The following is a 25,006-nucleotide window of genomic DNA, read 5'->3' as shown; positions in this document are numbered from 1 at the left end:
GCCCCCAGTCTACGAGCGCTTGCCTGAAGCGGTCCCGGATGCCCGCGCGTATGCCTGGGTGATGACCGCGAGCACGGCATCCACATCGTCACGCGTGGACGTGCGGCCGAGCGTGAGGCGCAGCACGCTGCGCGCCTCGCCCTCCGAGAATCCCATTGCCTGCACGACATGCGAGGGCTCCGACACCCCTGCCTGGCACGCCGAGCCCGCCGACGCGGAGATGTCGGCCTGATCGAGCAGAAACAGCATGCTCTCGCTGGGTGCTCCGGGGAACAGCAGGTGCACGTTGCCTGGCAGCCGTCCCGGCTCGTCCGCACCGGGATCCCCCAGGAGCACCGCCTCGGGCACTCGTGCGCGGATGCCGTCGATCAGCGCATCGCGCATCCCTCGCAGTCGCTCGCGCTCGCCCTCGCGCTCCGACTCTGCGAGCTCGGCCGCGACGGCGAGCGCGACCGCTCCCGCGACGTCTTGCGTTCCTGCTCGCAGCCCGCGCTGCTGCCCGCCGCCGTGCAGCAAGGCGCTCAGACGCGCGGTGCGGGCGACGAGGAGCGCACCCGTGCCGACCGGGGCGCCGATCTTGTGCCCGGCGATGCTCAGCGCCACCAGTCCTGCGCCGGCGGGCGCATCGGCGCGAAGTGCGCGGAACGACACGGGCACATGCCCGAGCGCGGCCACCGCGTCGAGATGCAGGGGCACGCCGGATGCTGCCGCGGCGGCACTCAGCGCGGGTGCGTCGTTGATCGTGCCGACCTCGTTGTTGGCGATGAGCGCGGTGGCCAGAGCGACGGCCGGAGCGGCGACGGCCTCGGCGAACGCTTCGGCCGAGATGCGGCCGAGCCCGTCCACGGCCACCGCGCTCACCCGCGCACCCGCCGAACGCAGCGCCTCGACGGTGTCGAGCGTCGCATGGTGCTCCGCATCCGGAAGGACGACCGCGTCCCGTCCGTCGGCGCGCGCCCGCCACAGCCCCTGCAGGGCGAGATTCACCGACTCGGTGCCACCCGAGGTGAAGACGACCTCGATCGGCTCGCAGTCGAGCACCGCCGCCAGGCGCTCGCGCGCATCCTCCAGCACGCGTCGGGCGCCCTGCCCGGCACGGTGCGTCGACGACGCGTTGCCCGCGGAATCCGCCGCCGCCAGCCACGCATCGCGCGCCTCGCGACGCAGCGGCGTCGTCGCGGCGTGGTCGAGGTACGGGGCCATCCCCCCATGATCGCGCATCGGCGGCCGAGACACCCGTGAAGAACGCCTGATCACCGGGCGCCACCCGCGCCCCATAGGCTGTACGGCATGTCTGATTCGTCTGCGTTCTGCCCACCAGGCGGGGCCGCGCTCGACGACCTCGGCGTCCGTCTGCACGACGGCGTCGGCACCCTGAGGGTGTGGTCGCAGAACGCCAGCGCGATGCAACTCGTCGTGTTCGACGCCACCGACCTCGACTGGGAGGTCGATCGCGCATCTCTCGAACGACGTCCCGGCGGCGTGTGGGAGGTCACGACCGATCTCCTGCAGCCGGGCACGCGCTACGCGCTGCAGGTGAGTGGACCGCACGGCCCTGGCAACACCTTCAACGAGGAGACCCTGCTGCTCGACCCCTATGCCCGCGGCCTCGCGCAGGGCGTCGGTTACGAGGAGTGGCGCTCGGTCGTCATCGAAGACGGCTTCGACTGGGGCGATTCGCGCAAGCCCGCCACGCCGCTGGATCGCACCGTCATCTACGAGGGCCACCTCAAGGGCCTCACCAAGCGCCACCCCGACATGCCTCCAGCCCTCCACGGTACCTATGCCGGCCTGGCGCACCCCGCGATGATCGAGCATCTGCACTCCCTCGGGGTCACGTCCGTCGAGCTCCTCCCCGTGCACGCCTTCGTGCCCGAGCCGCGCCTGCTCGAACGCGGACTCACCAACTACTGGGGCTACAACACATTGAACTTCTTCACGCCGCACACCGCCTACGCGACCGAGGAGGCGCGCCAGGCCGGCCCCGAGGCGGTGCTCGCCGAGTTCAAGGGCATGGTGCGGCTGCTGCACGAGGCGGGTCTCGAGGTCATCCTCGACGTCGTCTACAACCACACCTCCGAGGAGGGCCTCGGCGGGCCCCGCACCAGCCTGCGCGGCATCGACAACGCCCGCTACTACCGCCAGCAGCCCGATGGCGCGTACATCGACACCACCGGATGCGGCAACACGCTGAACACCGCGACGGATGCCGGGGCGCGCTTCGTGCTCGACTCGCTGCGCTACTGGGCCGGCGAGATGCGCGTCGACGGATTCCGGTTCGATCTGGCCGCTGCCCTCGGGCGCGACGCGAACCACGAGTTCTCGCGCGAGCATCCGCTGCTCACCGCCATTCGCGACGATCCGGCGCTGCGGGGCGTCAAGCTCATCGCCGAGCCGTGGGACGTCGGGATGGGCGGCTGGCAGACCGGCAACTTCCCCGACGGCTGGCACGAGTGGAACGACCGCTACCGCGACCGGGTGCGCAACTTCTGGCTCAGCGACATCGACTACGCCCGGCGGGCCTCGGCCCCGGTCGGCATCGGCGGTTTCGCCACCCGGCTGGCCGGCTCGTCGAACACGTACAGCGATGAGCGCGGCCCGCTCGCCAGCATCAACTTCGTCACCGCGCACGACGGGTTCACCCTGCACGACCTCGTCTCCTACGACGTCAAGCACAACGAGGCCAACGGCGAGCAGAACCGCGACGGCGCCGACATGAACCGCTCGTTCAACCACGGGGTGGAGGGGCCCACCGATGACCCGGGCATCCTCGCCGCGCGGCGCAAGGCGATGCGCAACCTGCTCGGCACCCTGCTGCTCTCCGCCGGAGTGCCGATGCTCACCGCGGGTGATGAGACCGGGCGCACGCAGCGCGGCAACAACAACGCGTATGCGCAGGACTCCGCGCTCACCTGGCTGGACTGGGAACTGGAGGATTGGCAGCGCGACCTGCGCGCGCACGTCGCCGCGCTCATCCGGCTGCGCGGCGAGAACCCGGCGCTGCGTCCCAGCCGGTACGCCGTGCAGGGCGAGCAGACGCCGCGGGCCAGCGACATGGACTGGTACGACCAGCACGGCGAGACGATGGAGCAGCAGCAGTGGACCGATCCGGGCCACCGCACCCTGCAGTACGTCGCCGCCACGACCGCCGGAGAGGTGCCCAACCGCATCCTGCTCATCGTGCACGGCACGGAGTCGCCGATCGACGTGACCCTGCCGACGGCCATCGAAGGCGCGACGCGTTTCATCGCCCTGTGGTCGAGCGTCGACGAGGCCCCGTCGTCCGAGGAACGCGCTTTCGCGCCCGGCGACGTGCTGCCCATTCCCGGTACGTCGATGCACCTGTTTCGAGTCGTGTAGGCGCGCGGTACATTCAGGGCATGGCCTCACGCAGCACCCGTCGTCCCGCGAACCTGCGCGGCATCTCGCAGGTTCCGCTGCGCCGGTGGCCGAAGACGCCGAACACCCCGGATCCGGCCGGTCTCACCGCCCGCATCCCACTGTCCGACCCGCGCCCCGCCGCCCCCGGAGGGTTCGCGCCGTCGGCGTTCGCGGGCGAGGTGGTGCCGTTCCGGGTCGTCGCATTCCGCGAGGGGCATGACTCGATCGGCGTGCGGCTGAGACTGCGGGATCCCGATGGCGTGGAGAGCCTGCATCGCCTCGATCCGATGGACGACGGCACCGACCGCTGGCAGACGCCCATCGCCCTGGATGCGCAGGGCCGCTGGGAATACCGGTTCGAGGCCTTCGCCGACGACTTCGCCACCTGGGCGCACGTCGCGGAGGTTAAGCTCGCCGCGGGTATCGATACCGACCTCGTGCGGATGCTCGGCGCCGAGCTCATGGCTCGTGCAGCAGCCGAGAAGGATCGCCCGGCGGCACAGCGACGACGACTGGCCGCGGCATCCGCCACCCTCTCCGCCGACGACGTCGCCGCAGACGCGATCCTCGCCGAAACGGACGAGCTCGCCCCCGTGTTCGCCGAGCGTCCCCTGGCGAGTCTGCACTCCGCAACCGCGTGGCAGAGCATCCTCGTGGAACGCGAACGGGCCGGCGTCGGCGCCTGGTACGAATTCTTCCCCCGCTCCGAGGGTGCGAAGAAGCGCGCCGACGGCACCATCGTGAGCGGCACGTTCCGCACCGCCGAGGCCCGTCTCGCCGGCGTCGCGGGCATGGGATTCGACGTGCTGTACCTGCCGCCGATCCACCCCATCGGCCGCACGCACCGCAAAGGCCCGAACAACACCCTCGTCGCCGGTCCCGCCGACCCCGGCTCGCCATGGGCCGTGGGCGCCGCAGAGGGCGGCCACGACGCCGTGCACCCCGATCTCGGCACTCTCGCGGCTTTCCGCCGCTTCGTGAAGAAGGCGAACGAGGCGGGGCTCGAGGTCGCGCTCGACCTCGCCCTCCAGGCATCCCCCGACCATCCGTGGGTCACGGCGCATCCGGAGTGGTTCACCCGCCTGCCCGACGGCACGATCGCCTACGCCGAGAACCCGCCGAAGAAGTACCAGGACATCTACCCGCTGAACTTCGACGACGACGCGAACGGGCTGTACGCCGAAGTGCTGCGGGTCGTGGAGCACTGGATCACCCAGGGCGTGCGGATCTTCCGCGTCGACAACCCGCACACCAAGCCGCTGCGGTTCTGGGAGTGGCTGATCCGCACGGTGAACGCCGCGCATCCCGACATCGTCTTCCTCGCAGAGGCCTTCACCCGTCCCGCTCCGCTCCGCGGCCTGGCCGCCGCCGGGTTCCAGCAGAGCTACACGTACTTCACTTGGCGCAACACGAAGGCCGAGCTCGAGGAGTTCCTCACGGCGCTCGCCGAGGACACCGCCGACTTCCTGCGCCCCAATCTCTTCGTCAATACTCCCGACATCCTCACCGAGTATCTGCAGTTCGGCGGGCGCGCCGCGTACCGCATCCGCGCCGCGATCGCCGCGACCGCCGCACCGACGTACGGCGTCTATGCCGGCTTCGAGCTCTTCGAGAACGTCGCGCGGCCGGGCTCCGAAGAGAACATCGACAACGAGAAGTACGAGTACAAGCTGCGCGACTGGGATGCGGCGGAGGCCGCCGGCGACTCGCTCGCGCCGTTCCTGCGCCGGCTCAACGAGATCCGGCGGGCGCATCCGGCGCTGCGCCAGTTGCGCAACCTCCGCGTGCACTGGAGCGACGACGAGGCGGTGCTGGTGTACTCCAAGCACCTCGACGCCGCCTTCACCGGCACGGGCCGCGACGACACGATCATCGTCGTCGTGAACGTCGATCCGCACTCGGTGCGCGAGACCACGGTGCACCTCGACACCCGGGTGTGGGGCGTCGAGCCCGGCGACGCCTTCGAGGTGGAGGATCTCATCACCGGCGCGGCATGGCGATGGACGGATCACGCCTACGTGCGCCTGGACGCGTTCACCGAGCCGATCCACATCCTGCAAGTCAAGGAGCGATCATGATCACCGAAACCGCCGTGCTCGACGCCGTCGCCGCCGGGGAGCATCACGATCCGCACAGCATCCTCGGCGCGCATCCCTCTGTCGACGACACCGGCCACCCCGTCACGGTGGTGCGCGCGCTGCGCCCGCTCGCCGAGACCGTCACGGCGCTGCTCACCGACGGCGGAGAGGTGCCGCTCATGCACGTCGCCTCGGGCGTCTGGGAAGGCACGGTGCGCCACGAGATGGGTCCGTACCGCATCGCCGCGACGTATGCGGATGCGCCGAACTGGACCGCGGCCGACCCGTACCGCCACTCCCCCACGCTCGGCGAGCTCGATCTGCACCTGATCGCCGAGGGCCGCCACGAACGGCTGTGGGAGGTGCTCGGCTCCCAGCACCGGCTGTTCGAGGGCGACCCAGGCACCGCCTTCGCCGTGTGGGCGCCGAATGCACGGGCCGTACGGGTCGTGGGCGACCACAACGGGTGGGACGGCAGGCTGCACGCCATGCGGTCGATGGGCGCGAGCGGGGTGTGGGAGCTGTTCATCCCCGAGGTCGACACCGGCACCCGGTACAAGTACGAGATCCTCACCCCCTCCGGCGACTGGATCCTGAAGGCCGACCCGATGGCGCGCCTCGCCGAGGTGCCTCCGGCCACCGCGTCGATCGTGACCAGCTCAGCCCACACGTGGAACGACGGGGCCTGGATGACCCGGCGCGCAGCCACGCACGCCGTCGCCCAGCCGCTATCGGTTTACGAGGTGCATCTCGGCTCGTGGCGCCCGGGGCTGGGGTACCGCGAGCTCGCCGACGAGCTCATCGGGCACATCGCGCAGACCGGCTTCACGCACGTGGAGTTCATGCCTGTCGCCGAGCATCCGTTCGGCGGCTCCTGGGGCTACCAGGTCACCGGATACTACGCGCCGACGCATCGCTTCGGCTCGCCCGACGACCTGCGCTACCTCATCGACCGGCTGCACCAGGCCGGCATCGGCGTGATCCTCGACTGGGTGCCGGGGCACTTCCCCAAAGACGCGTTCGCCCTGGCCCGATTCGACGGCCGTCCGCTGTACGAGCACCCCGATCCTCGGCGCGGCGAGCACCGCGACTGGGGCACGTACATCTTCGACTACGGCCGCAACGAGGTGCGCAACTTCCTCGTCGCCAACGCGCTGTACTGGCTCGAGGAGTTCCACGCCGACGGCCTGCGCGTCGACGCTGTCGCCTCGATGCTCTACCTCGACTACTCTCGCGGCGACGGCGAGTGGGAGCCCAACGTCCACGGCGGGAGGGAGAACCTCGAGGCCATCCGCTTCCTGCAGGAGGTCAACGCCACTGCCTATCGTGCGCATCCGGGCGTACTCATGTTCGCCGAGGAGTCCACGAGCTTCCCCGGGGTCACGGCGCCCACCGATCGGGCCGGTCTCGGCTTCGGCTTCAAGTGGAACATGGGCTGGATGAACGACTCGCTCGTGTACATGCAGCGCGATCCCATCCACCGCTCGCACCATCAGGGCGAGATGACGTTCTCTTTCGTGTACTCGTTCGGCGAGAACTACGTGCTGCCGATCAGTCATGACGAGGTCGTGCACGGCAAGGGCAGCCTGCTGTCGAAGATGCCCGGCGATCACGCCGCCAAGCTCGCCAACGTACGCGGCTACCTCGCCTACATGTGGGGGCATCCGGGTAAGAACCTCCTGTTCATGGGCCAGGAGTTCGGTCAGATCGCCGAGTGGTCCGAGTCACGCGGTCTGGACTGGTGGCTGCTGGATCAGCCCTCGCACGCCCAGCTGCAGGGGTTCGTCGGCGCCATGAACCGGGTGTACCGCGGTCAGGCGCCGCTGTGGGAACGCGACGACGACGGCACCTCGTTCACCCGCATCGGCGCGCCGGACTGGGATCCCAACGTCGTCGCCTTCGTGCGCCGAGACGCGCACAGCGGGCACATCGCGGTCGTGAGCAACTTCTCCGGCACCACGCGCACCGGGCTCATCCTCGACCTGCCGCGTGCGGGAGCATGGAACGAGGTGCTGAACACCGATGCGGCTGAGTTCGGCGGGCACGGCGCCGGCAACCTGGGCCTCGTCTACGCCACGGAGAACGAGGGCGCTCCCCCGCGCGCGACGCTCACCGTGCCCGCGCTGTCGACGCTCTGGCTGCGGCACGCGCGCGATCCGCACATGCCGACACCCTCGCACGCCTGACGCCGGCGCTCGCGTCAGAACAGCAACGTCGCCAGGCGACGGCGTGCGGAAACCACTCGCGGATCTGCGTCGCCGACGAGTCCGAACAGCTCAACGAGACGATCGCGCACGCCCGTGCGCGCCTCGCCGTCCACGGCGGCGAACAAGTCGAGCAGCCTCGTGAACGCGTCGTCGACGTGACCGCCGGCGATGTCGAGATCTGCCACGGCGAACTGCGCGTCGACGTCCGTCGGTGCTGCGGCGGCCGCCGCACGCGCCTCGTTGAGATCGAGGCCCTGGGTGCGGTGCAGCAGCCGCACCTGCCCGAGCCCGGCCCGGGCCTCGTCGTCGCGGGGGTTCTCTGCGAGCGCCTTCTCGTACGCCTCGATCGCCGCGGTGTAATCGCCCCGCTCGATCGCGTCGTAGGCAGCCTGATGCAGCGGCGGAAGCGACGGCTCCTCGGGCTCGGCGGCGGGATCGGCGTCGTCTTCCTGCGCACCTGTCGGCACGGTTCCGGTGACGCCGTGCTGCGCGGCCAGCTCGAGCAGCTGGCCGAAGACCTGACGAACCTGCTCCTCGGGAACGGCGCCCGTGAACAAGGGCACGGGCTGACCTGCCACGAGGGCCACCACAAGCGGGATCGACTGCGCACGGAAGCTCTGCGCGAGCTGCGGATTGGCATCGACGTCAACCTTGGCGAGCACGAGCCGCCCGCCGAGCCCTGTGACGACCTTCTCCAGGATCGGGCTCAGCTGCTTGCACGGACCGCACCATTCGGCCCACAGGTCGATGACGACCGGAACCGTGCGCGAGAGCTCCATCACCTGACCGAAGGTCGCATCGGTGACGTCGAACACGAGACCGCCGCCGCTGCCCGCGCCGGGCTCACCGGCGGGCGCGGCCGCTCCGGCGGCGGGCGCGGCGGGGCGATTGCGCAGAGATGACAGGTCGACGGCGCCGCGGAGTGCGGCGGGACTGATATCGGTCATGGGATGGCCTCCACGGAGAGCAGATGCTGAGATGCGGCGAGCAGGGCGATGGGCTCGGTCGCCCCCTGGGCCGGCACCGAGAAGAACAGCTGCATGCTGTACGTCGTCACGTAGCCCGTGGTCGACGATTCCGTTCCCGTCAGCGCCTTCGCGACGGCGTTGGGACGGATGTCCACGCCCTCCTGGGTCGGGGCGATCGTCTGCGCATCCTTGATGGTGACAGCGACGATCGAGCCGCTGTCGATCGATGAGATCGCCACGGGCGCGTCGCCGCCGGGGATCGCGTCGAAGCTGTAGGCCGAGGTCTCGCTCGCCCCGGCATCGGCGAGCTTCTGCACGAGCGCCGCCCTGCTGTCGACGACCGACTGCGCGAAGTCCTGCGCGCGCTGATCGAACAGCCCGGACGATGCGCTCTGATCACCGGCGTCGATGACATCGGCGAATGCCTCGCCGATCGCGTCCGGCGCGATCTCGAGGAAGGGAGAGTCCGGCGGCGTGAGCTTTGCCCCGAGCCACTCCGGCGCCATATCAGGCAACTCGGCGGAGGCCTGCATCTCGGCGACGTAGGAGACCTTGTAGTTCGACCACGGGTCGTCCTGCGTCATGGTCAGGATGAGCGGCGCCACGGTCTGGTCTGTCCCGTGCTCAACGAGCATGAGGGTCGTGCGGGGCCAGTCGTCGTACGCCTGCGGCACGAGGATGCGGATGTCGTCGGCGGGGATGGTCGCGGGCAGACCGTAATCGGCCACCGCGGCACGGGCCGCGTACGCCGTGGTGCGCTCGGCCAGCGCCGCACCCGTGAGCCGCGTGCCGGCGAGTTCGCCGTCGAGCGTCTCATCCGCTGTCGCCAGCGTCTTCGAGAGATTCTGCAGGATCCGGGATGCCTGCGCGCCAGTGACGGCGGGCATCTGCTGCGTGGGATCGGGCGTGGCCGTCGCGGTGGGCGTCGGCGTCGCCGTCGGCTCGGCCTGCGGCCAGGCATCCGGAGAGCAGCCCGACAGCAACGCCGCCGACACGCCGACCGCGGGGATGACCATCAAGGCGCGCCACGGGCGACGGTGCGCCCGGGACTCCGCGCGGCGCGGCCCCTCGGGAGCCGTCGTCTCGGATCCGACCTCGATCGCCCCCGTGCGCCGGGCGACCTCGATCGGCTCGGTGGGCAGAGGCGGCGGGCTCTTGCGGCGAGGGCCGCGGCCGCGTCGGGAGTGGCGCACCGCGAGCACGTACAGCACGAGCCCGGCCAGCAGGAACACGCCGCCTGCGACCATGAGCGGGCCGGCCCACGGCGTCGCCGTCGGCAACGGCCACGACACGACGACGTCGCTCGGCGCGTCGGCGACGCCGTCGGATGCGATCAGCACGCTCACGCCCTCGGGCACCTGCATGCGATCGATCAGCGCCGTCTCGTCGCTCATCTCATCGAGCCACAGATCGGATCCGGCGGGATTGCGCCCGCCGTCTTCAGGCGCGCCAGCATCGGCGGCCGCGGGATCGCCGGTCTGGTCGCCCTCGACGGGCTCGGTCACTTCCTTCGGCGGCTCGACGGCCTCGGTGACAACGGCACCGGTGTCGTCCAGTGACACGCGGTTGTAGGGCACGTCCGCAAGCCAGCTCTCGAGATCAGCCGTACGCGCCTGCGCGGCGAACAGCGTGCCGTCGCCGTGCACCACGAGGGTCTGCTCACCGGTGTGCGAGCGCAGCACGGCGCTGTCGATCAGCGTGTACCGCTGCGGTTCGTCGACCGACACCTCGGTCTTCACGTTCTTCGGGCCGAGGAAGATGGTCCGCTGCGCGATACCGGCCCCGACCAGGACCGCCGCCAGCACGAAGGCCAGAACGGCCCATACAAAACGCACGAAAAGTCTCCTCCGCGAACCGCGGGCGCACGCCGCGGAACCTCGCTCGACATTTCAGACTAGCGAAAGCACCTGGAAGTCTGCCACGAGCATGAGTGTCCTCCCGCGGTGCGGCGCGGTTCCTCCGGCGGGCACGACTACGCTGACCTCGAGATCGAGGAGGCGCATGAAGCTGCACAACCCCTTCCGCACCGCGCTGGTGGCCACGCTCGGCGTGGGGCTCGGAATCATGCTGATCAACAGCGTGCAGACCTTGTCGACGATCCTGCTCTACGTCGGCACGGCGCTGTTCCTCAGCCTCGGCCTCGATCCCGCGATCACCTTCCTCACTCGCCATCGGGTGCCGCGGTGGGCAGCGGTGCTCATCACGATCCTCGCCGTGCTGGGTGTGTTCGCGGGAATCGTGCTGATGGTGCTGCCGATCCTCATCGACCAGATCAGTCAGCTCGTGCGCAGGATCTCGTACTTCTTGCAGAGCACGGCGCTGGATGACGTCAAGGACTGGATCCTTTCGGTCTTCCCGGGCCTGCAGCCCAGCTTCCTCGACGACCTGATGACCAATGCCTCCACCTGGCTGCTCGACAACTGGGGATCCATCACCGAGGGCGTCGTCGCCGTCGGCACCTCGATCGTCACGGGGCTTGCCGGCGCCTTCATCGTGCTCATCCTCACGATCTACTTCACGGCCGCCGTCCCCTCGCTCAAGGCCTCGGTGTACCAGCTGGTGCCGGCATCCAAGCGGCCCCGCTTCGTCGACCTGGCCGAGCAGATCACGGCATCGGTCGGCTACTACGTCATGGGGCAGGTGACGATGGGGATCATCAACGGCGTGCTCAGTGCGGTGTTCCTCTCGATCGTGCGGGCACCGTTCCCCGCCGTGCTCGCCGTGATCGCATTCTTCTTCTCGCTCATCCCCCTGGTGGGGACCCTGACCGGCTCGACGATCATCGTGCTCGTCTGCCTCATCCCCGGCCTGGGCGGGCTGCCGTATCCCATGACGGCCATCATCGCCGCGATCTACTACCTCATCTACATGCAAGTCGAGGCCTACATCATCTCGCCGCGCGTGATGAATCGCGCGGTCTCCGTCCCGGCTGCCGTCGTCGTGATCGCGGCGCTGGCCGGCGGGTCGCTGCTGGGCCTGCTGGGCGCGCTCATCGCCATTCCGGTGGCCGCGAGCATCCTCATCATCTATCGTCAGGTGCTGATACCCCGGATGAACGAGAGGTAGCGGCGCGCGCTAAGGGCGCGACCAGCAGGCGCTGTGCCAGTGCCGGCGGGCCGCGAGGTCGGCCGCATCGCCGAGCACGCCGTCGGCGCGCCACGTGACCACATGCGCGGTTCCGGGCCGGATGGTGCGGCTGCACCCGGGGCAGCGGTACTCCTTCTGGGCCCGAGCGGCCGAGAGGGGCTGCACGTACCATTCCCCGCCGCGGCGGGTCTCGACCCGCTTCCAGCCTGCGATCAGGCGGTCGAGGGAGTCGTCGTGCGGGCGTTCAGGTCGGCGTCGGTGCGAGCGGGGCATGACAGCGAGCGCTCACCACCAGTGGTTGTTCACCCAGAACTGGTACGCGCCCGCCCAGCTGCCGTAGCGCCCGGTGGCGTAGCCGTTCGCCCATCGGAGGTTGTCGACGGGGTCGTACCCGTTTCCGGGAACCTTGGAGCACGGCAGCGCCTGCACAAGCCCGCACGCGCCCGACGAGCTGTTCGTCGCGTTCGGGTTCCACCCGCTCTCGCGGCTGACGACGTAGTCGACGTAGCCCCAGTCGGACTCGGCGATGCCCGCCGCGGCCATCCACTCCGCGGGAGCTCCTCCGCCGGTGTAATAGACCGGACCCGCACCTCCGCCACCACCCCCGGAGCCTCCGCCCGAGGCGGGCTCCGGCTCGGGCGTCGGCGTCGGCGTCACGTATACCTCGAAACCGTCGCGATCTGCAGGCGCCGCCGTGGCGCCGTGCACCTGCACGGTGATGTTCTGCGCCTGATCGGCCGCGAGCGAGTACACGCTCTGGGCGGCCACGGCCTGCTGCGGGTCGACCATCGACAGCCCCGCCGGTGCGAGGATCGCAGCCGCGAAGCCGACGACGGCGCACCCCGCGACGATCGCTGAGACAACGCGGCGACGCGGCGACGAAGTGCGCGACGCGCGACGCGAAGAGGACTCGACCGCGCCGGAGACGGCACCAGGAGTCGAGACCGGATCGTTGTCGGGTGTCAGATCGTTATCGGAAGCCACAGTGCCGCCCAGTTTAGCGACAGCATGCTGAGTTCGCCATGAGAATGCTCAGCGGACCGCGAGCAGAACCGCGATGGTCGCGTCGAGCAGCGCATCCACCTGCTCCTCGCGGTATCCCCTGCGCTGCATGCGGAACGCGGTCTGGCGGACCTGATCGGCCGAGAGCGTGTCTCCATCGCGCAGATAGCGCGCGATGCGATCGGCGACGTGATCGACCTCGTCGATGCGGTATCCGAACGTGAGCAGGCCCGTGCGAGCGAACCGATGGCCGGCCGGCCGATCGAGATGATCGAGGATGACCTGGGCGTCTTCGCGCGCCCGGCGCACCCACGACCGCGCGCCCTGCTGCGACAGCGCACTGACTCGTGCGCGCTGGGCGAAGGCGTCTTCCACCCGGGCGAGGGCCGCATCCACCTCGGCCACACGATAGCCGCCGCGCACGAGCGGGAACGACGCGGAGCGCACCGCGTCGGCATCGAGAACGTCCGACCCGGCTTCGAAGGCCTGCTTGGCGCGATCGAGGAAAGTATCGACCGCGGCGCGCTGATACCCCTTCTCGCGGCCCGTGGTCACGGCGAACGGCGTCGAGGTCGGAGCTGTCTCGGTCATGGTCACGATACCGCCAGGGGGCTGAGGAGGTGGAACAGGGCGAGGGCGAGGACCGCGGAGGGCAGGATGCTGTCGAGCCGATCGAGCAGGCCGCCGTGCCCGGGCAGCCAGGAGCTCATGTCCTTGATGCCGAGGTCGCGTTTGAGCATGGATTCTCCGAGGTCGCCGAGCGTGGCGGAGGCGACCAGGACGGCGCCGAAGATCAGCCCTGCCCACCACGGCACCTGGAGCACGTACATTCCGAGGAAAAGGCCGGCCAGGAGCGATCCCACCACGCCGCCGGCGAAACCCTCCCAGGTCTTCTTCGGACTGATGCGCGGGGCCATCGGATGCCGGCCGCCGCGGCCGAACAGGAGGCCCGCGGCGTAGGCGCAGGTGTCGGCGGCGACGACGACGACGACGAAGGAGAGCACCCACCATTCGCCGCGCTCCTGGCGCAGCAGCAACAGTGCGGTCGCGGCGAGGAAGGGCACGTACACCTGCACGAAGCCGGATGCCATGGCGTCGGCGAGCACATCGCCGTACCGCCTGCCGTCACGGGCGACCATCTGCGCCACGAAACGCCAGACCACGACCACGGCGACCGCGACGAAGAGCATGACCCAGCACAGCCAGGGCTCCGCGAAGTACCCGGCGGCGACGAGCGCGACCCCCACGACGAGCTGCGGCCACAGGTCGATCCGCCGGCCGCCCACGCGCAGGGCGAGCACCAGCTCGAAGATGCCGAGAACCGCGGCCGCGACCGCGAAGATCACGAATGCCCACTTCACGAACACGAGAGAGGCCACAAGTGCGACGCCGATCGCCACACCGATCACGATCGCGATGATCAGGTCGCGCCCCGTGCGCTCCTTGATCCGCTCGTTCGCCTGGTCCAGCTGCCCGCGAGCGTGCTCGACGTGCGTGCGCACCTCGCTGCGCGCCGCCTTCCACTGCTCCTGGAGCGACGTGCTCTCCGGCCCCGAGGGCCGTTCACCCGGCTCCTTCGTCATGCGCGCCTCACACCTCGAGCAGTTCGGCCTCTTTGCGCTTCACGGCCTCGTCGACGAGATCGACGTGCTGACGGGTGAGGGCATCCAGCTCCTTCTCCCCGCGGGCGACATCGTCTTCGCCGAGCTCCGCCTTGAGCGCATCGAGCTCGTCCTTCGCCTTGCGCCGGATGCCGCGCACGTGCACCTTCGCGTCTTCGCCCTTCGACTTGACGAGCTTGACGTACTCCTTGCGGCGCTCGGCGGTGAGCTCTGGCATCGTGACGCGGATGATGTTGCCGTCGTTGGAGGGGTTGGCGCCCAGGTTCGGCATGTCGCGCACCGCCTGCTCGATGTCCTTGAGCGCGCCCTTGTCGTAAGGGGTGATCAGCAGGGTGCGTGCCTCGGGATTCGCGAGCGAGGCGAGCTGGGCCAGCGGGGTGGGCGAGCCGTAGTAGTCCACGAGAAGCTTCTGGAACAGCTGCGGATTGGCGCGCCCTGTGCGCACGGTCGCGAAGTCCTCTTTGGCGGCCTCCACGGCGCGCTGCATGCGGGAAGTGGTGTCGGCGAGAACGTCCGCGATCACGGGTGCTCCTATTCGTTCAGGTGTTGTTCCCAGTCTAGCCAGGACGGTTTGTGCGGCCCCGGGCGCTCGCCCGGGGTGCGGATCACGAGGTCACGAGCGTGCCGATGGTCTCGCCCAGAAGGGCCCGGGTGATGTTGCCCGCGGGCTCCATGCCGAACACCCGCATGTCCATCCCGTTGTCCATGCAGAGGCTGAACGCCGTCGAGTCGACGACCTTGAGTCCCTTCTGCAGCGCCTCCCGATACGTGACGCGGTCGATACGGGTCGCCGAGGTGTCTTTGTTGGGGTCGGCGGTGTAGATCGCATCCACACCGTTCTTGGCGACGAGCACCTCGGTGGCGCGGATCTCCAGGGCACGCTGGGCGGCGACCGTGTCGGTGGAGAAGTACGGCAGCCCGGCGCCCGCGCCGAAGATCACGACGCGGCCCTTCTCCATGTGGCGCTCGGCACGCAGCGGGATGTACGGCTCGGCGACCTGCGTCATCGCGATCGCCGACTGCACGCGCGGCTCGGCTCCCGCCTGCTCGAGGAAGTCCTGCAGAGCGAGGGCGTTCATGACCGTGCCGAGCATGCCCATGTAGTCCGCGCGTCCGCGATCCATGCCGCGCTGGCTCAGCTCCGCGCCGCGGAAGAAGTTGCCTCCGCCGACGACGACGGCGATCTCGACCTCGGCGGTCGCCGCGGCGATCTCGCGGGCGATCTGGCCGACGACGTCGGGATTGACCCCGAGCTGTCCGCCGCCGAAGGCTTCGCCCGACAGCTTCAGCACGACGCGACGGCGTCCGGTTCTCTCGGTCATGGGGTTCCTCTCGTCCGTGATCAAACTACCCTGCGCAGGGCATGAAGAAGGGGTTCGGATCAGTGCAGATCCGAACCCCTTCGCTGCGCTTACGCGCCGACCTTGAACCGCGCGAAGTCGGTCACCGTGATACCGGCGTCCTTCGCGACCTGGCCGACGGACAGCTTGTTGTCCTTGGCGTAGTCCTGCTCGAGCAGGGCGACCTGCTTGAAGAACGCGGACACGCGGCCCTCGACGATCTTCGGCAGGGCGGCCTCGGGCTTGCCCTCGTTGCGGGAGATCTCGGTGACGATCTCGCGCTCCTTCTCGACGTCTGCCGCCGGCACGTCCTCGCGGGCGAGGTACGACGGGTTGGCGAACGAGATGTGCTGGGCGATGCTGCGCGCGGTCTCCGCGTCGTCACCCGTGTAGGCGACGACGACGCCGATCTGCGGCGGCAGGTCCTTGCTCGTGCGGTGCAGGTAGACCTCGGTCTTCTCGCCCTTGACGGTGCGCACGCGGCGCAGCTCGACCTTCTCGCCGATGATCGCGGCCTCATCCGAGACGAGCTGCTCGACGGTCTGGTCGCCCGCCGAGGCGGCGAGCACGGCGTCGACGCCGTCTGCGGAGATCGACGCGGCGACATCGGCGACCTTCTCGGCCAGCGCGATGAAGCGCTCGTTCTTCGCGACGAAGTCGGTCTCGCAGACGAGCTCGACGAGGGTGACGGCGCCCTCGCCCTGACGGGCGACGACGAGACCCTCGCTGGTGGAGCGGTCGGCGCGCTTGGCGTTGCCCTTGGCACCCTTCAGACGCAGGATCTCGGTGGCCTTCGCGACGTCTCCGTCGGCCTCCTCGAGCGCCTTCTTGGTGTCGACCATTCCCGTTCCGAGCTGCTCACGCAGCGCCTTGATGTCGGCGATGGTGAAGTTGGCCATGTGTGGTGGCTCCTTGAATCGTGTGTGGACGCGTTGTGCGCGGGATTACTTGTCGGTCGCCTCGGCGGCGGCCACCTCGGCGAGCGTCTCGTCCGCAGCGGCGGCGATCGCCTCGTCGTCGGCCTTCTCGCCGGCCTCGTCGGCAGGCGTCTCAGCCGCTTCGGTCGCGACCTCGGCGGCGCCCTCGACGACCGGGGTCTCGGTCGCGCCGCCCTCGAGGAGCTCCTGCTCCCACTCGGCAAGCGGCTCGGCCTCGCCCGACTCCGGGTTGTGCTTCTGCTGCAGGCCCTCGGCGGCGGCGTCGGCGATGATGCGGGTCAGCAGCGAGACGGAGCGGATCGCGTCGTCGTTGCCGGGGATCGGGTACTGGAAGTCATCCGGGTCGGCGTTCGTGTCGAGGATGCCGATCACCGGGATGCCGAGCTTCTTGGCCTCGTCGATCGCGAGGTGCTCGCGCTTGGCGTCGATGACCCACAGGGCCGACGGCGTCTTGGAGAGGTTGCGGATGCCGCCCAGCGACTTGTGCAGCTTGTCCAGCTCGCGCTTCTTGAGCAGCAGCTCCTTCTTCGTGAAGCCGGAGGCGGCCGGGTTCTCGTAGTCGAGCTCCTCGAGCTCCTTCATGCGGGCCAGGCGCTTGGCGATGGTCGAGAAGTTGGTGAGCAGACCGCCGAGCCAGCGCTGGTTCACGAAGGGCTGGCCCACGCGGGTGGCCTGCTCGGCGAGGATCTCCTGCGCCTGCTTCTTGGTGCCGACGAAGAGGACGGTGCCACCGCGGGCGACGGTCTCCTTGACGAAGTCGTAGGCGCTGTCGATGTAGGCCAGCGACTGCTGCAGGTCGATGATGTGGATACCGCTGCGCTCGGTGAGGATGAAGCGCTTCACCTTCGGGTTCCACCGGCGGGTCTGGTGTCCGAAGTGGACGCCGCTGTCGAGCAGCTGGCGAATGGTGACGACGGCCATGGCCGTTCTCCTGTTCTCGGCGCGCGAGGGCGCCATTTCCGGTTGTCACGCCGATCGGTCGATCGGTCGTCCTGGTGCCCGGCGCACACCCCGCCTTCGTCAGAAGGACCGTCGGAGTGAATCGCCACGTTGAACGCTGTGGGCACGCGTAGTCACCCCGATCACTCGGGATGCCCTGCCAGCATACCAGTCGAGGGGCGGATCCGCGTATCGCGCTTTCCCTCCCCACCGGCGCGATTCCGCGGATTCTCCACGATTCGCGCACACGTGCCCCATCCGTTCGCCGGCGAGGGGCACCGTGGAGCCATGTCGTCCTCTCCCTCCGCCCCGACGCGACGCGTGCGGATCACCCTCCTGACCCTCTGCGCTCTCATCGCCGCGGTGCTCCTCGTGTTGCCGAGCCGTGCTGAGGCAGCCGCCGATCCGCCCGGTGCGGGAACGTGGCTGTGGCCCGTTGCCGGCGGTCGCACCGTCGTCGAGCCGTTCCGCGCCCCCGCACACGCCTACGGCCCTGGGCATCGCGGCATCGACATCGCGGCCGACGATGTCGTGCGCGCGCCCGCGGCGGGCGTGGTGGCCTTCCGCGGCACCGTCGTCGACCGCCCGCTGATCACGATCGACCACGGCGGCGGAAACGTCTCCACTCTCGAGCCCGTGCAGAGCGAGTTGACTCCGGGAACCGTCGTGGCGCAGGGCGAGGCGATAGGCACCCTGTCCGTCGGCGGTCATGCCGCGCGGGGCGCCCTGCACATCGGCGTGCGGTGGAACGACGTCTACCTCAACCCGATGCTCATGTTCGGACGCGTACCGCGCGCGGTGCTCATCCCGTGCGGGGCATCGGGTTGCTGAGCATCCGCCCGAGTCGGGTCAGGCGCGCGGGTGCGCCAGCCGATAGCTGGCGGCGAGACGCTCGGCCGACACGTGTGTGTAGATCTGAGTGGTGCCCAGACTCGCGTGCCCGAGGATCTCCTGCACCGCGCGCAGATCCGCGCCTCCATCGAGCAGGTGCGTGGCGGCGGAGTGCCGCAGCGCATGCGGGCCCGCTGTCTCGGAGCCGACGATCGGGCCGAGCACCCGCGCGACGAGGTCGTACACGGCGCGAGGGCCCAGCTCTCCCCCGCGAACGCCACGGAACAGCCGCGCCGACGGTTTGTCGCCTCGTGCGAGCAGAGCGGGTCTGCCCCGGCGCAGGTAGGCCGCGACGGCGTCGCGCGCGGGAGCGCCGAACGGCACGACGCGCTCCTTCGACCCCTTGCCGAGCACTCGGGCGGTGCCGCGGTCCAGATCGACGTCGTCGACATCGAGCCCGCACAGCTCGGAGACGCGCATGGCTGTGCCGTACAGGAGCTCGAGGATCGCGCTGTCGCGCAACAGGATCGGATCGCCCTCCGCAGCCGCCTGACGCAGCGCGTCGAGCACCTCGCCCAGCGCCTCGGCCGAGGCGACGACCGGAAGCGTCCGAGCCCGCTTGGGCGCCACCAGCCGGAGGGCGGGGTCGGTGTCGATCCTGCCGTCCTCGAGGGCCCAGGCGAAGAACGACCGCGCAGCCGCCGTGCGCCGGGCCAGGGTCGAGCGGGCGTCCCCGCGGCCGGTGGCTCGCCACAGCCAATCGCGCAGGGTCTCCAGGTCGATCTCGTCGAGCTCTGGGTCGGCGGCGATCGCGGCGAGGTCGGCGAGATCGCCGCGGTAGGCCCGCACCGTCGCCTCCGACAGCCGCCGCACCCGTGACAGGTGCCAGGCGAAGTCGTCTGCCGCATCCGTGAGTCGCACGATTCCAGAATGCCCCGGAACGCCCGCGACGGGCCCCGACCCGCCGCGGGCGTGACCGCTCAGGCGTCGGCGCGCCGCCACCCTGCTCCCGCTCGGGTCACGCCGCCGTCGAGTTCGAGGATGCCGAGCAGCGCTCCGATCCGCTCGACCGCGAGACCCGACCGACGCGCGAGATCATCGATGCTTCGGGCCGAACGGGGGCTCAGCGCATCGGCCAGCCGGATCATGGCCGGATCCTCGCGAGGAATGCCGACCATCGTCGCCTCCTCGACGCCGAGCAGCTCGCGCACGTCGGATGCCGACGTCACGCAACGCGCGTCGTACTCCCGCAGCAAGCGGTGGCATCCGGCAGAGGCAGCGCTCGTCACCGGCCCCGGGACGGCGCCGAGGGGACGCCCCAGCGCCGCAGCATGACCCGCCGTGTTCAGCGATCCGCTGCGCGCCCCGGCCTCCACGACGACCGTGGCGCCCGAGGCCGCCCCGATGAGCCGGTTCCTTGCGAGGAAGCGCCATTTGGTGGGCGCCCCGCCGCAGGGGATCTCGCTGAGCACGGCGCCCGAGGTGGCGATGCGACCCAGCAGCTGCGCATGACCGGCGGGATAGGCCCTGTCGACCCCGCCGGCCAGGAAGGCGACCGTCCCTCCGTCCGACCTGAGCGCTGCGCGGTGGGCGGCTCCGTCGATCCCGTACGCCCCGCCCGAGACGACGCAGACGCCGAGCTCTGCCAGCTCTCCGGCCATCTCGCCGGCGACGTGCTCGCCGTACGGAGTGGCAGCCCGCGCCCCGACGATCGCCGCGGCAGTGCCGTGCAGCAGCCCGATGTCGCCGCGCACCCACAGCGCCTGCGGTGCGTGCGCGTCGAGGTCGTCCAGCGGCGTCGGCCAGTCCGGATCATCAGGGAGCAGCAACCGCACGCCCAGAGTCTGTGCAGAGTGCAGGGCGGAGACGACGAGCTTCTGGTCCCAGCGCGACGACCATCGCGCGCGAGCGCCGCGCAGTGCACGTGCCGCCGGGCGCCTCTCTCCCTCGGATGCGTCCCGCACGCGCGTGCCTGCCCCGAACACTTCGTCGAGCGCGTCTTCCGGGCCGAGGGCGTTCGTCAACGCACCGGCGACGCCGTCACCGGGCTCGGTGATCACGTTCCACGCCACGCGCGCCGCAACCTCCCGCGGGTCACGATCGGGGCGCAGCGCCTCAGCGGCGCCCAGCGCAGCGTCGCCGAGCACCTCCGCGACGGGGGCGCTGTGCTCGCTCGCGCCGCTCATGCCGCCCACCCTCGCTTGAGGTACAGCGCACGACCGACATGATCGAGCGTCGGCCGATCTGCGCCGTCGAGATCGGCGACCGACCATGCCAGGCGCAGCACACGGTCGTATCCGCGCAGGGTCAGCTGGCCGCGCTGCAGCGCACGATCCAGCGGAGCCCGCGATTGCATCGCCAACCGATGGCCGCCACTGCGCAACCAGTCGCCGGGAACCTGGGCGTTGATACGCCACGGTGTGCCGCGCCAGCGATGCGCCGCGCGTTCTCGCGCACCGACGACCCGCTCTCTCGCCTGGGCCGTCGACACGGCGCCGCGCTCGTGCTCGGCGACGACGGCCGCCGCCACCCGGCGCACGTGCAGCTCCACGTCGATGCGATCCCGCAGGGGTCCGGACAGCCGTGCCGCATACCGGCGGATCGCCGCGGGCGGGCAGATGCAGTCCTCCCCCACGACTCCGTACGAGCCGCACGGGCACGGATTCGTGGCGAGCACGAGCTGGAATCGCGCCGGGAATCGGGCGGTGAACTCCGCCCGGTCGATCTCGATCGAGCCCGACTCCAGCGGCTGACGCAGCGCATCCAGCACCGCTCGCGGCGCCTCGGCCGCCTCGTCGAGAAACATCAGTCCGGCGTGCGCGCAGACGATCGCGCCCGGACGCACCTGCCGTGACCCTCCGCCGATCAAAGCGGCCAGGGACGCGCTGTGATGAGGAGCCACGAACGGCGGTCTCCGGTCGAGCGCGTGCACCGCTCGTCCCGTCAAGGAGGCCACCGAGGCGACCTCGAGCGCAGCGTCGTCGTCGAGGTCGGGGAGCAGCCCCGGAAGCCGGCGCGCCAGCATCGTCTTGCCCGCACCGGGCGGCCCGCTCAGCAGCATGTGGTGCCCTCCTGCGGCCGCGACGATGAGCGCCTCCACCGCGTCGTCCTGGCCTACGACATCCTGCAGCTCCGGTTCGACGGCGGCGCGTGCGACCGCGGGTGGCGCGGGGATCGGTTCCACATCGGGCAGGTCGTCGAGCTCGGCGCCGTGCAGCAGCGCCACCTGGGCGAGCGTGCCCAGCGCATGGACCTCGAGGCCGGGCACGAGTTCCGCCTCAGCCCGATTCGCGAACGGCACCACGGCTCGCCGGAATCCTGCCCGCCGCGCGGCGTGCAGTGCGGGGAGCACTCCAGGGACGGGGCGCAGCCGACCGTCGAGCCCCAACTCGCCCAGATGCACCGTGCGCGCAAGCGACTCCTCGTCCATCGGGGTCTCGGTCGCCGCCACCGCCACGGCGATGGCCAGATCGAACGCCGAACCGGTCTTGGGCAGGCTCGCTGGTGACAGGTTGACAGTCAGTCGTCGCGGAGACAGCTCGAAGCCACTGTTGCTGCACGCGTTGCGCACACGTCGCACGGCTTCGCCCAGGGCCCGATCGGCCATTCCGATCAACTCGAATGCCGGGGTGTGCGCGGTGAGGTCGGCTTCGACCTCGACCATGTGCCCCGCGATCCCGGTGAGGGCCACCGCCCAGGTGCGGGAGGTCATCGCAGGTCCGCCAGATGCTCGAGCCGCCCGGTAGCGGGATCCGGACCGGTGATCCCGATCGCCTCCAGACGCATCCGCAGGCCACGAGCGCTCATCGGATGAGAGCGGATCCAGGCGTGCGCGAGGCGCCAGAGCCGTCGTCGCTTGCGCTCGTCGATCGCCTCGAACGGATGCCCGCACCCCAGTGAACTGCGCGTCTTCACCTCGATGAAGGAGAGATGCCCGTCGTGCGCTGCGACGATGTCGAGCTCACCGAGTTCGCATCTCCAGTTGCGCTCCAGGATGCGGTATCCGCTGTCTGTCAGATGTGCGGCGGCGCGGTCCTCGCCCGCGCGACCCAAGTCGTCCTTCGCTGCCATGCGGCCAGCCTGGCCGGGCCCGCCGACGCGGAAGCGGCGTTTTGCGCTTTCGGAGGAGAACCCGTCGGAAAGACCCGCTGGGGAGGAGAACCGCCCGCGTCACTCCCCGTCGAGCGAGAGCTCCTGCGGCAGTTCGAACTCGCGCCGCGAAAGCTCCTCGATGTTAACGTCCTTGAACGTCAGCACGCGCACTGCCTTGACGAAGCGGTCGGCACGATAGATGTCCCAGACCCAGACGTCGCTCATCGAGACCTCGAAGTAGAAGTCGTTCTCGGTGTCCTGACGCACGACGTTGACGTCGTTGGCGAGGTAGAAGCGGCGCTCGGTCTCGATCACGTACTGGAACTGCGAGACGACGTCGCGGTACTCGCGGTACAGCGCGAGCTCGAGCTCGCGGTCGTAATCGTCGAAGGCATCCTCATCCATGGTGCTTCCATCCTACGAGCACCGGCATGCGTGCCACACCCGGCTCCCGGCGATCAGAACAGCGTGGGCGCATCGGCGATCGCCCACGACGCGCGGTGCAGGGGGCTGAGTCCGTGCGTGCGGATCGCCTCACGATGCTCGGCGCTCGCGTAGCCCTTGTTGCGCTCCCAGCGGTAGTGCGGGTGATCGGGATGCAGGCGCACCATCAGCTCGTCGCGGGCGACCTTCGCGATCACCGAGGCGGCCGAGACCGATGCGCAGTCGCGGTCGCCCTTGATCACCGTCTGCACGGTGATCCGGCCGGGATGCACCGCCGAGAGGTAGTCGTGGTTGCCGTCGAGCACGACGAGCGCATCGGCGGGGTCCACCTGCTCCGTGCATGCGGCGAGCACCGCGCGCGAGGCGGCGAGCCCGAGCGCGCGCATGATACCCACCTCGTCGATCTCGGAGTTCGCGGCCCAGCCGACGGCGCTGGAGAGCACCCAGTCCGCCGCGCGCTGCGCCACGGCCGGGCGGCGCGTCTCGGGCACCAGCTTGGAATCGCGCAGCCCTTCCGGTATCCGGCGCCTCGCGCACCGGGCGTCGATCACCGCCGCGCCGACCGCGACCGGACCGGCGAGAGCCCCTCGGCCGACCTCGTCGAGGGCGACGATGTACTCGTGCTCGCGCAGAGCGCGCCGTTCGAACACGAGTCGCGGGGCGACGACGCTCATTCCGCGTCATCCCGTTCGCGCTCGACGCCGGTGAAGACATTGCGATGTCCGTCGATCAACCCGAATCGGTCGAACGGCCAGGTGATGACGAACGCCCTGCCGACGATGTTCTCGATCGGCACGAATCCCTGCCCGGGCTCGTCCTGATGGTAGCGGGAGTCCTGCGAGCGATTCCGGTTGTCGCCGAGCACCCACACCGTCCCCTCGGGAACGGTGACGTCGAACTCGACGCCCGACGCGACCGAGTCGCCCTGGGGCAGCTTCAGGTACGAGGACTCGTCGATGGGCGAGCCGTTCACCGTGATCTGACCGAGTGAGTTGCAGCACTGCACATGGTCTCCCGGCATCCCGATGAGCCGCTTGACGAGGTGATCGTCCGAATCGGGCGCGGCGATGCCGACGATGGTCAGCAGCCATTCCCCCGCCTCGAGGAGCGGCGAACGCGGCGGGCCTTCTGGGCTGATCGGCAGCCAGCCCCCCGGATCCCTGAAGACCACGACGTCGCCGTGGTGATAGCCGTCCCATCGGGGTGTGAGCTCGTCGACGAGGATGCGGTCCTTGATGAGGAGCGTGTTCTCCATCGAGCTCGACGGGATGTAGAAGCTGCGCACGATGAACGTCTTCACGAGGAACGACACCAGCACGGCGACGAGCAGGATGACGAGCACGTCGCGGAGGAACGACAGGACGCCGCGCTTCGGCGAGCGCTGTTCGCGCAGGTCGCGTCGCGAAGGCGTTGCCGCCGCGCTCTGATCGCTCATCGACTTCCTTCACGAGGGGAACGGTCGCCTCGTGACGACTCGTCCAGCTTTCCACATGCGCGCAGAAACAGAGCACCCCGGGACACTGTGTCCCGGGGTGCTCTGGAGTCGGCGCGTCAGTTGTCGCGCTTCTCCTTGATCTTGGCCTTCTTGCCGCGCAGCTTGCGCAGGTAGTACAGCTTGGCGCGACGCACGTCACCGCGGGTGACGACCTCGATGTGGTCGATCACCGGGGAGTGCACCGGGAAGGTGCGCTCGACGCCCACCTGGAAGCTGATCTTGCGGACGGTGAAGGTCTCGCGCACACCGTCGCCCTGGCGGCCGAGGACGAGGCCCTGGAAGACCTGGACGCGCGAACGGCTGCCCTCGGTGATGTTCACGTGCACCTTGACGGTGTCACCGGGGCGGAAGTCGGGGATGTCGCTGCGGAGCGAAGCCGCATCGACGGCGTCGAGGATCTGCATGATCGTCTCTCTCTGCACTCGCCTCAGGTCGGATGCAATGGAAGGGATGAGGATGGTGGTGTGTCGAACGGCGCACGAGGCGTCCGCGGGCTCCCCTGGGGCAGAGCCGGGTCACGGCACAAACGCCCATTCTGCCACGGATGCGACCGCCGACCAAAACGGTGCGCGGCGCCGGCAT

The 25,006-nt window shown here is 69.9% G+C and carries 24 protein-coding genes; 5 read left to right on the top strand and 19 right to left on the bottom strand.

Annotation, left to right across the window (positions count from 1 at the left end):
- Window positions 1-9 precede the first annotated feature (9 nt).
- On the bottom strand, window positions 10-1,203 hold the full coding sequence (locus BKA02_RS11750) for a cysteine desulfurase family protein (protein WP_179434267.1): 1,194 nt from the start codon (window positions 1,201-1,203) through the stop codon (window positions 10-12).
- A gap of 87 nt (window positions 1,204-1,290) precedes the next feature.
- Here BKA02_RS11750 and glgX point away from each other — a divergent pair, with 87 nt between their 5' ends.
- From glgX to glgB, 3 genes are read left to right on the top strand one after another with little or no spacing between them, the layout of a single operon-like run.
- Window positions 1,291-3,360 (top strand): glycogen debranching protein GlgX, encoded by a 2,070-nt coding sequence (glgX, locus tag BKA02_RS11745; RefSeq protein WP_179434265.1) that lies wholly within the window; start codon window positions 1,291-1,293, stop codon window positions 3,358-3,360.
- A gap of 20 nt (window positions 3,361-3,380) precedes the next feature.
- Window positions 3,381-5,459, top strand: coding sequence for a maltotransferase domain-containing protein (locus tag BKA02_RS11740; RefSeq protein ID WP_179434263.1), 2,079 nt, complete (start codon window positions 3,381-3,383; stop codon window positions 5,457-5,459).
- Window positions 5,456-7,645 carry a 1,4-alpha-glucan branching protein GlgB gene (gene glgB, locus BKA02_RS11735; protein ID WP_179434261.1) on the top strand — a complete coding sequence of 730 codons (2,190 nt, stop codon included), beginning with the start codon at window positions 5,456-5,458 and terminating at the stop codon, window positions 7,643-7,645. Before BKA02_RS11740 ends, glgB begins: the two co-directional genes overlap by 4 nt.
- 14 nt (window positions 7,646-7,659) lie before the next feature.
- On the opposite strand, the gene BKA02_RS11730 is transcribed toward glgB, so the two are convergent.
- Both BKA02_RS11730 and BKA02_RS11725 read right to left on the bottom strand, forming a co-directional pair.
- On the bottom strand, window positions 7,660-8,613 hold the full coding sequence (locus BKA02_RS11730) for a tetratricopeptide repeat protein (protein WP_179434258.1): 954 nt from the start codon (window positions 8,611-8,613) through the stop codon (window positions 7,660-7,662).
- Window positions 8,610-10,469, bottom strand: coding sequence for a DUF8094 domain-containing protein (locus BKA02_RS11725; RefSeq protein ID WP_179434256.1), 1,860 nt, complete (start codon window positions 10,467-10,469; stop codon window positions 8,610-8,612). Before BKA02_RS11725 ends, BKA02_RS11730 begins: the two co-directional genes overlap by 4 nt.
- Before the next feature lie 166 nt (window positions 10,470-10,635).
- On the opposite strand from BKA02_RS11725, the gene BKA02_RS11720 reads away from it, so the two are divergent.
- A complete protein-coding gene (locus BKA02_RS11720) occupies window positions 10,636-11,700 on the top strand; it encodes an AI-2E family transporter (protein ID WP_179434254.1) in 1,065 nt (354 codons plus the stop codon).
- Window positions 11,701-11,709: 9 nt separating this feature from the next.
- Here BKA02_RS11720 and BKA02_RS11715 read toward each other — a convergent pair whose 3' ends face one another.
- The 8 genes from BKA02_RS11715 to rpsB form a co-directional block, all read right to left on the bottom strand.
- Complete coding sequence (locus tag BKA02_RS11715) at window positions 11,710-11,994, bottom strand: hypothetical protein (RefSeq protein WP_179434252.1); 285 nt, start codon at window positions 11,992-11,994, stop codon at window positions 11,710-11,712.
- A 12-nt stretch (window positions 11,995-12,006) separates the two neighbouring features.
- Window positions 12,007-12,705: an aggregation-promoting factor C-terminal-like domain-containing protein gene (locus tag BKA02_RS11710; RefSeq protein WP_343045401.1), complete on the bottom strand. Its 699-nt coding sequence runs from the start codon at window positions 12,703-12,705 to the stop codon at window positions 12,007-12,009.
- A 48-nt stretch (window positions 12,706-12,753) separates the two neighbouring features.
- Window positions 12,754-13,314 carry a DivIVA domain-containing protein gene (locus BKA02_RS11705; protein ID WP_179434250.1) on the bottom strand — a complete coding sequence of 187 codons (561 nt, stop codon included), beginning with the start codon at window positions 13,312-13,314 and terminating at the stop codon, window positions 12,754-12,756.
- Window positions 13,315-13,316: 2 nt separating this feature from the next.
- Window positions 13,317-14,306: a phosphatidate cytidylyltransferase gene (locus BKA02_RS11700; RefSeq protein ID WP_179434248.1), complete on the bottom strand. Its 990-nt coding sequence runs from the start codon at window positions 14,304-14,306 to the stop codon at window positions 13,317-13,319.
- 7 nt (window positions 14,307-14,313) lie between these two features.
- Window positions 14,314-14,868 carry a ribosome recycling factor gene (frr, locus tag BKA02_RS11695; RefSeq protein WP_179434246.1) on the bottom strand — a complete coding sequence of 185 codons (555 nt, stop codon included), beginning with the start codon at window positions 14,866-14,868 and terminating at the stop codon, window positions 14,314-14,316.
- A gap of 82 nt (window positions 14,869-14,950) precedes the next feature.
- Window positions 14,951-15,667 (bottom strand): UMP kinase, encoded by a 717-nt coding sequence (pyrH, locus tag BKA02_RS11690; protein WP_179434244.1) that lies wholly within the window; start codon window positions 15,665-15,667, stop codon window positions 14,951-14,953.
- Between the two features lie 89 nt (window positions 15,668-15,756).
- Complete coding sequence (gene tsf, locus BKA02_RS11685) at window positions 15,757-16,584, bottom strand: translation elongation factor Ts (protein WP_179434242.1); 828 nt, start codon at window positions 16,582-16,584, stop codon at window positions 15,757-15,759.
- Window positions 16,585-16,629: 45 nt separating this feature from the next.
- On the bottom strand, window positions 16,630-17,544 hold the full coding sequence (gene rpsB, locus BKA02_RS11680; RefSeq protein WP_179434240.1) for a 30S ribosomal protein S2: 915 nt from the start codon (window positions 17,542-17,544) through the stop codon (window positions 16,630-16,632).
- Window positions 17,545-17,850: 306 nt separating this feature from the next.
- Between rpsB and BKA02_RS11675 the strand changes: the two genes are divergently transcribed.
- Window positions 17,851-18,393 carry a murein hydrolase activator EnvC family protein gene (locus BKA02_RS11675; protein ID WP_179434238.1) on the top strand — a complete coding sequence of 181 codons (543 nt, stop codon included), beginning with the start codon at window positions 17,851-17,853 and terminating at the stop codon, window positions 18,391-18,393.
- 18 nt (window positions 18,394-18,411) lie between these two features.
- On the opposite strand, the gene BKA02_RS11670 is transcribed toward BKA02_RS11675, so the two are convergent.
- From BKA02_RS11670 to rplS, 8 genes are all read right to left on the bottom strand, one after another.
- The gene (locus BKA02_RS11670; protein WP_179434236.1) at window positions 18,412-19,314 is read right to left on the bottom strand and encodes a tyrosine-type recombinase/integrase; all 903 of its coding nucleotides are present in this window, start codon (window positions 19,312-19,314) and stop codon (window positions 18,412-18,414) included.
- 59 nt (window positions 19,315-19,373) lie between these two features.
- Entirely contained in the window at window positions 19,374-20,579 is a 1,206-nt protein-coding gene (gene dprA / locus BKA02_RS11665) for a DNA-processing protein DprA (RefSeq protein WP_179434234.1), read from the bottom strand.
- Window positions 20,576-22,105: a YifB family Mg chelatase-like AAA ATPase gene (locus BKA02_RS11660; RefSeq protein ID WP_179434232.1), complete on the bottom strand. Its 1,530-nt coding sequence runs from the start codon at window positions 22,103-22,105 to the stop codon at window positions 20,576-20,578. The genes dprA and BKA02_RS11660 overlap by 4 nt, the downstream gene beginning before the upstream one ends.
- On the bottom strand, window positions 22,102-22,464 hold the full coding sequence (locus tag BKA02_RS11655) for a YraN family protein (RefSeq protein WP_179434230.1): 363 nt from the start codon (window positions 22,462-22,464) through the stop codon (window positions 22,102-22,104). The genes BKA02_RS11660 and BKA02_RS11655 overlap by 4 nt, the downstream gene beginning before the upstream one ends.
- Window positions 22,465-22,563: 99 nt before the next feature.
- A complete protein-coding gene (locus tag BKA02_RS11650; protein WP_179434228.1) occupies window positions 22,564-22,890 on the bottom strand; it encodes a DUF2469 family protein in 327 nt (108 codons plus the stop codon).
- A 53-nt stretch (window positions 22,891-22,943) separates the two neighbouring features.
- Window positions 22,944-23,603, bottom strand: a complete 660-nt coding sequence (locus tag BKA02_RS11645; RefSeq protein ID WP_179434226.1) for a ribonuclease HII — start codon at window positions 23,601-23,603, stop codon at window positions 22,944-22,946.
- Window positions 23,600-24,364: a signal peptidase I gene (gene lepB / locus BKA02_RS11640; protein ID WP_179434224.1), complete on the bottom strand. Its 765-nt coding sequence runs from the start codon at window positions 24,362-24,364 to the stop codon at window positions 23,600-23,602. The genes BKA02_RS11645 and lepB overlap by 4 nt, the downstream gene beginning before the upstream one ends.
- 116 nt (window positions 24,365-24,480) lie before the next feature.
- Window positions 24,481-24,828, bottom strand: coding sequence for a 50S ribosomal protein L19 (rplS, locus tag BKA02_RS11635; protein WP_179434222.1), 348 nt, complete (start codon window positions 24,826-24,828; stop codon window positions 24,481-24,483).
- Window positions 24,829-25,006: the final 178 nt, after the last annotated feature.

Source organism: Microbacterium pseudoresistens (assembly GCF_013409745.1).
GTDB lineage: Bacteria > Actinomycetota > Actinomycetes > Actinomycetales > Microbacteriaceae > Microbacterium > Microbacterium pseudoresistens.
This window is presented reverse-complemented; position numbering and strand designations above follow the sequence as displayed.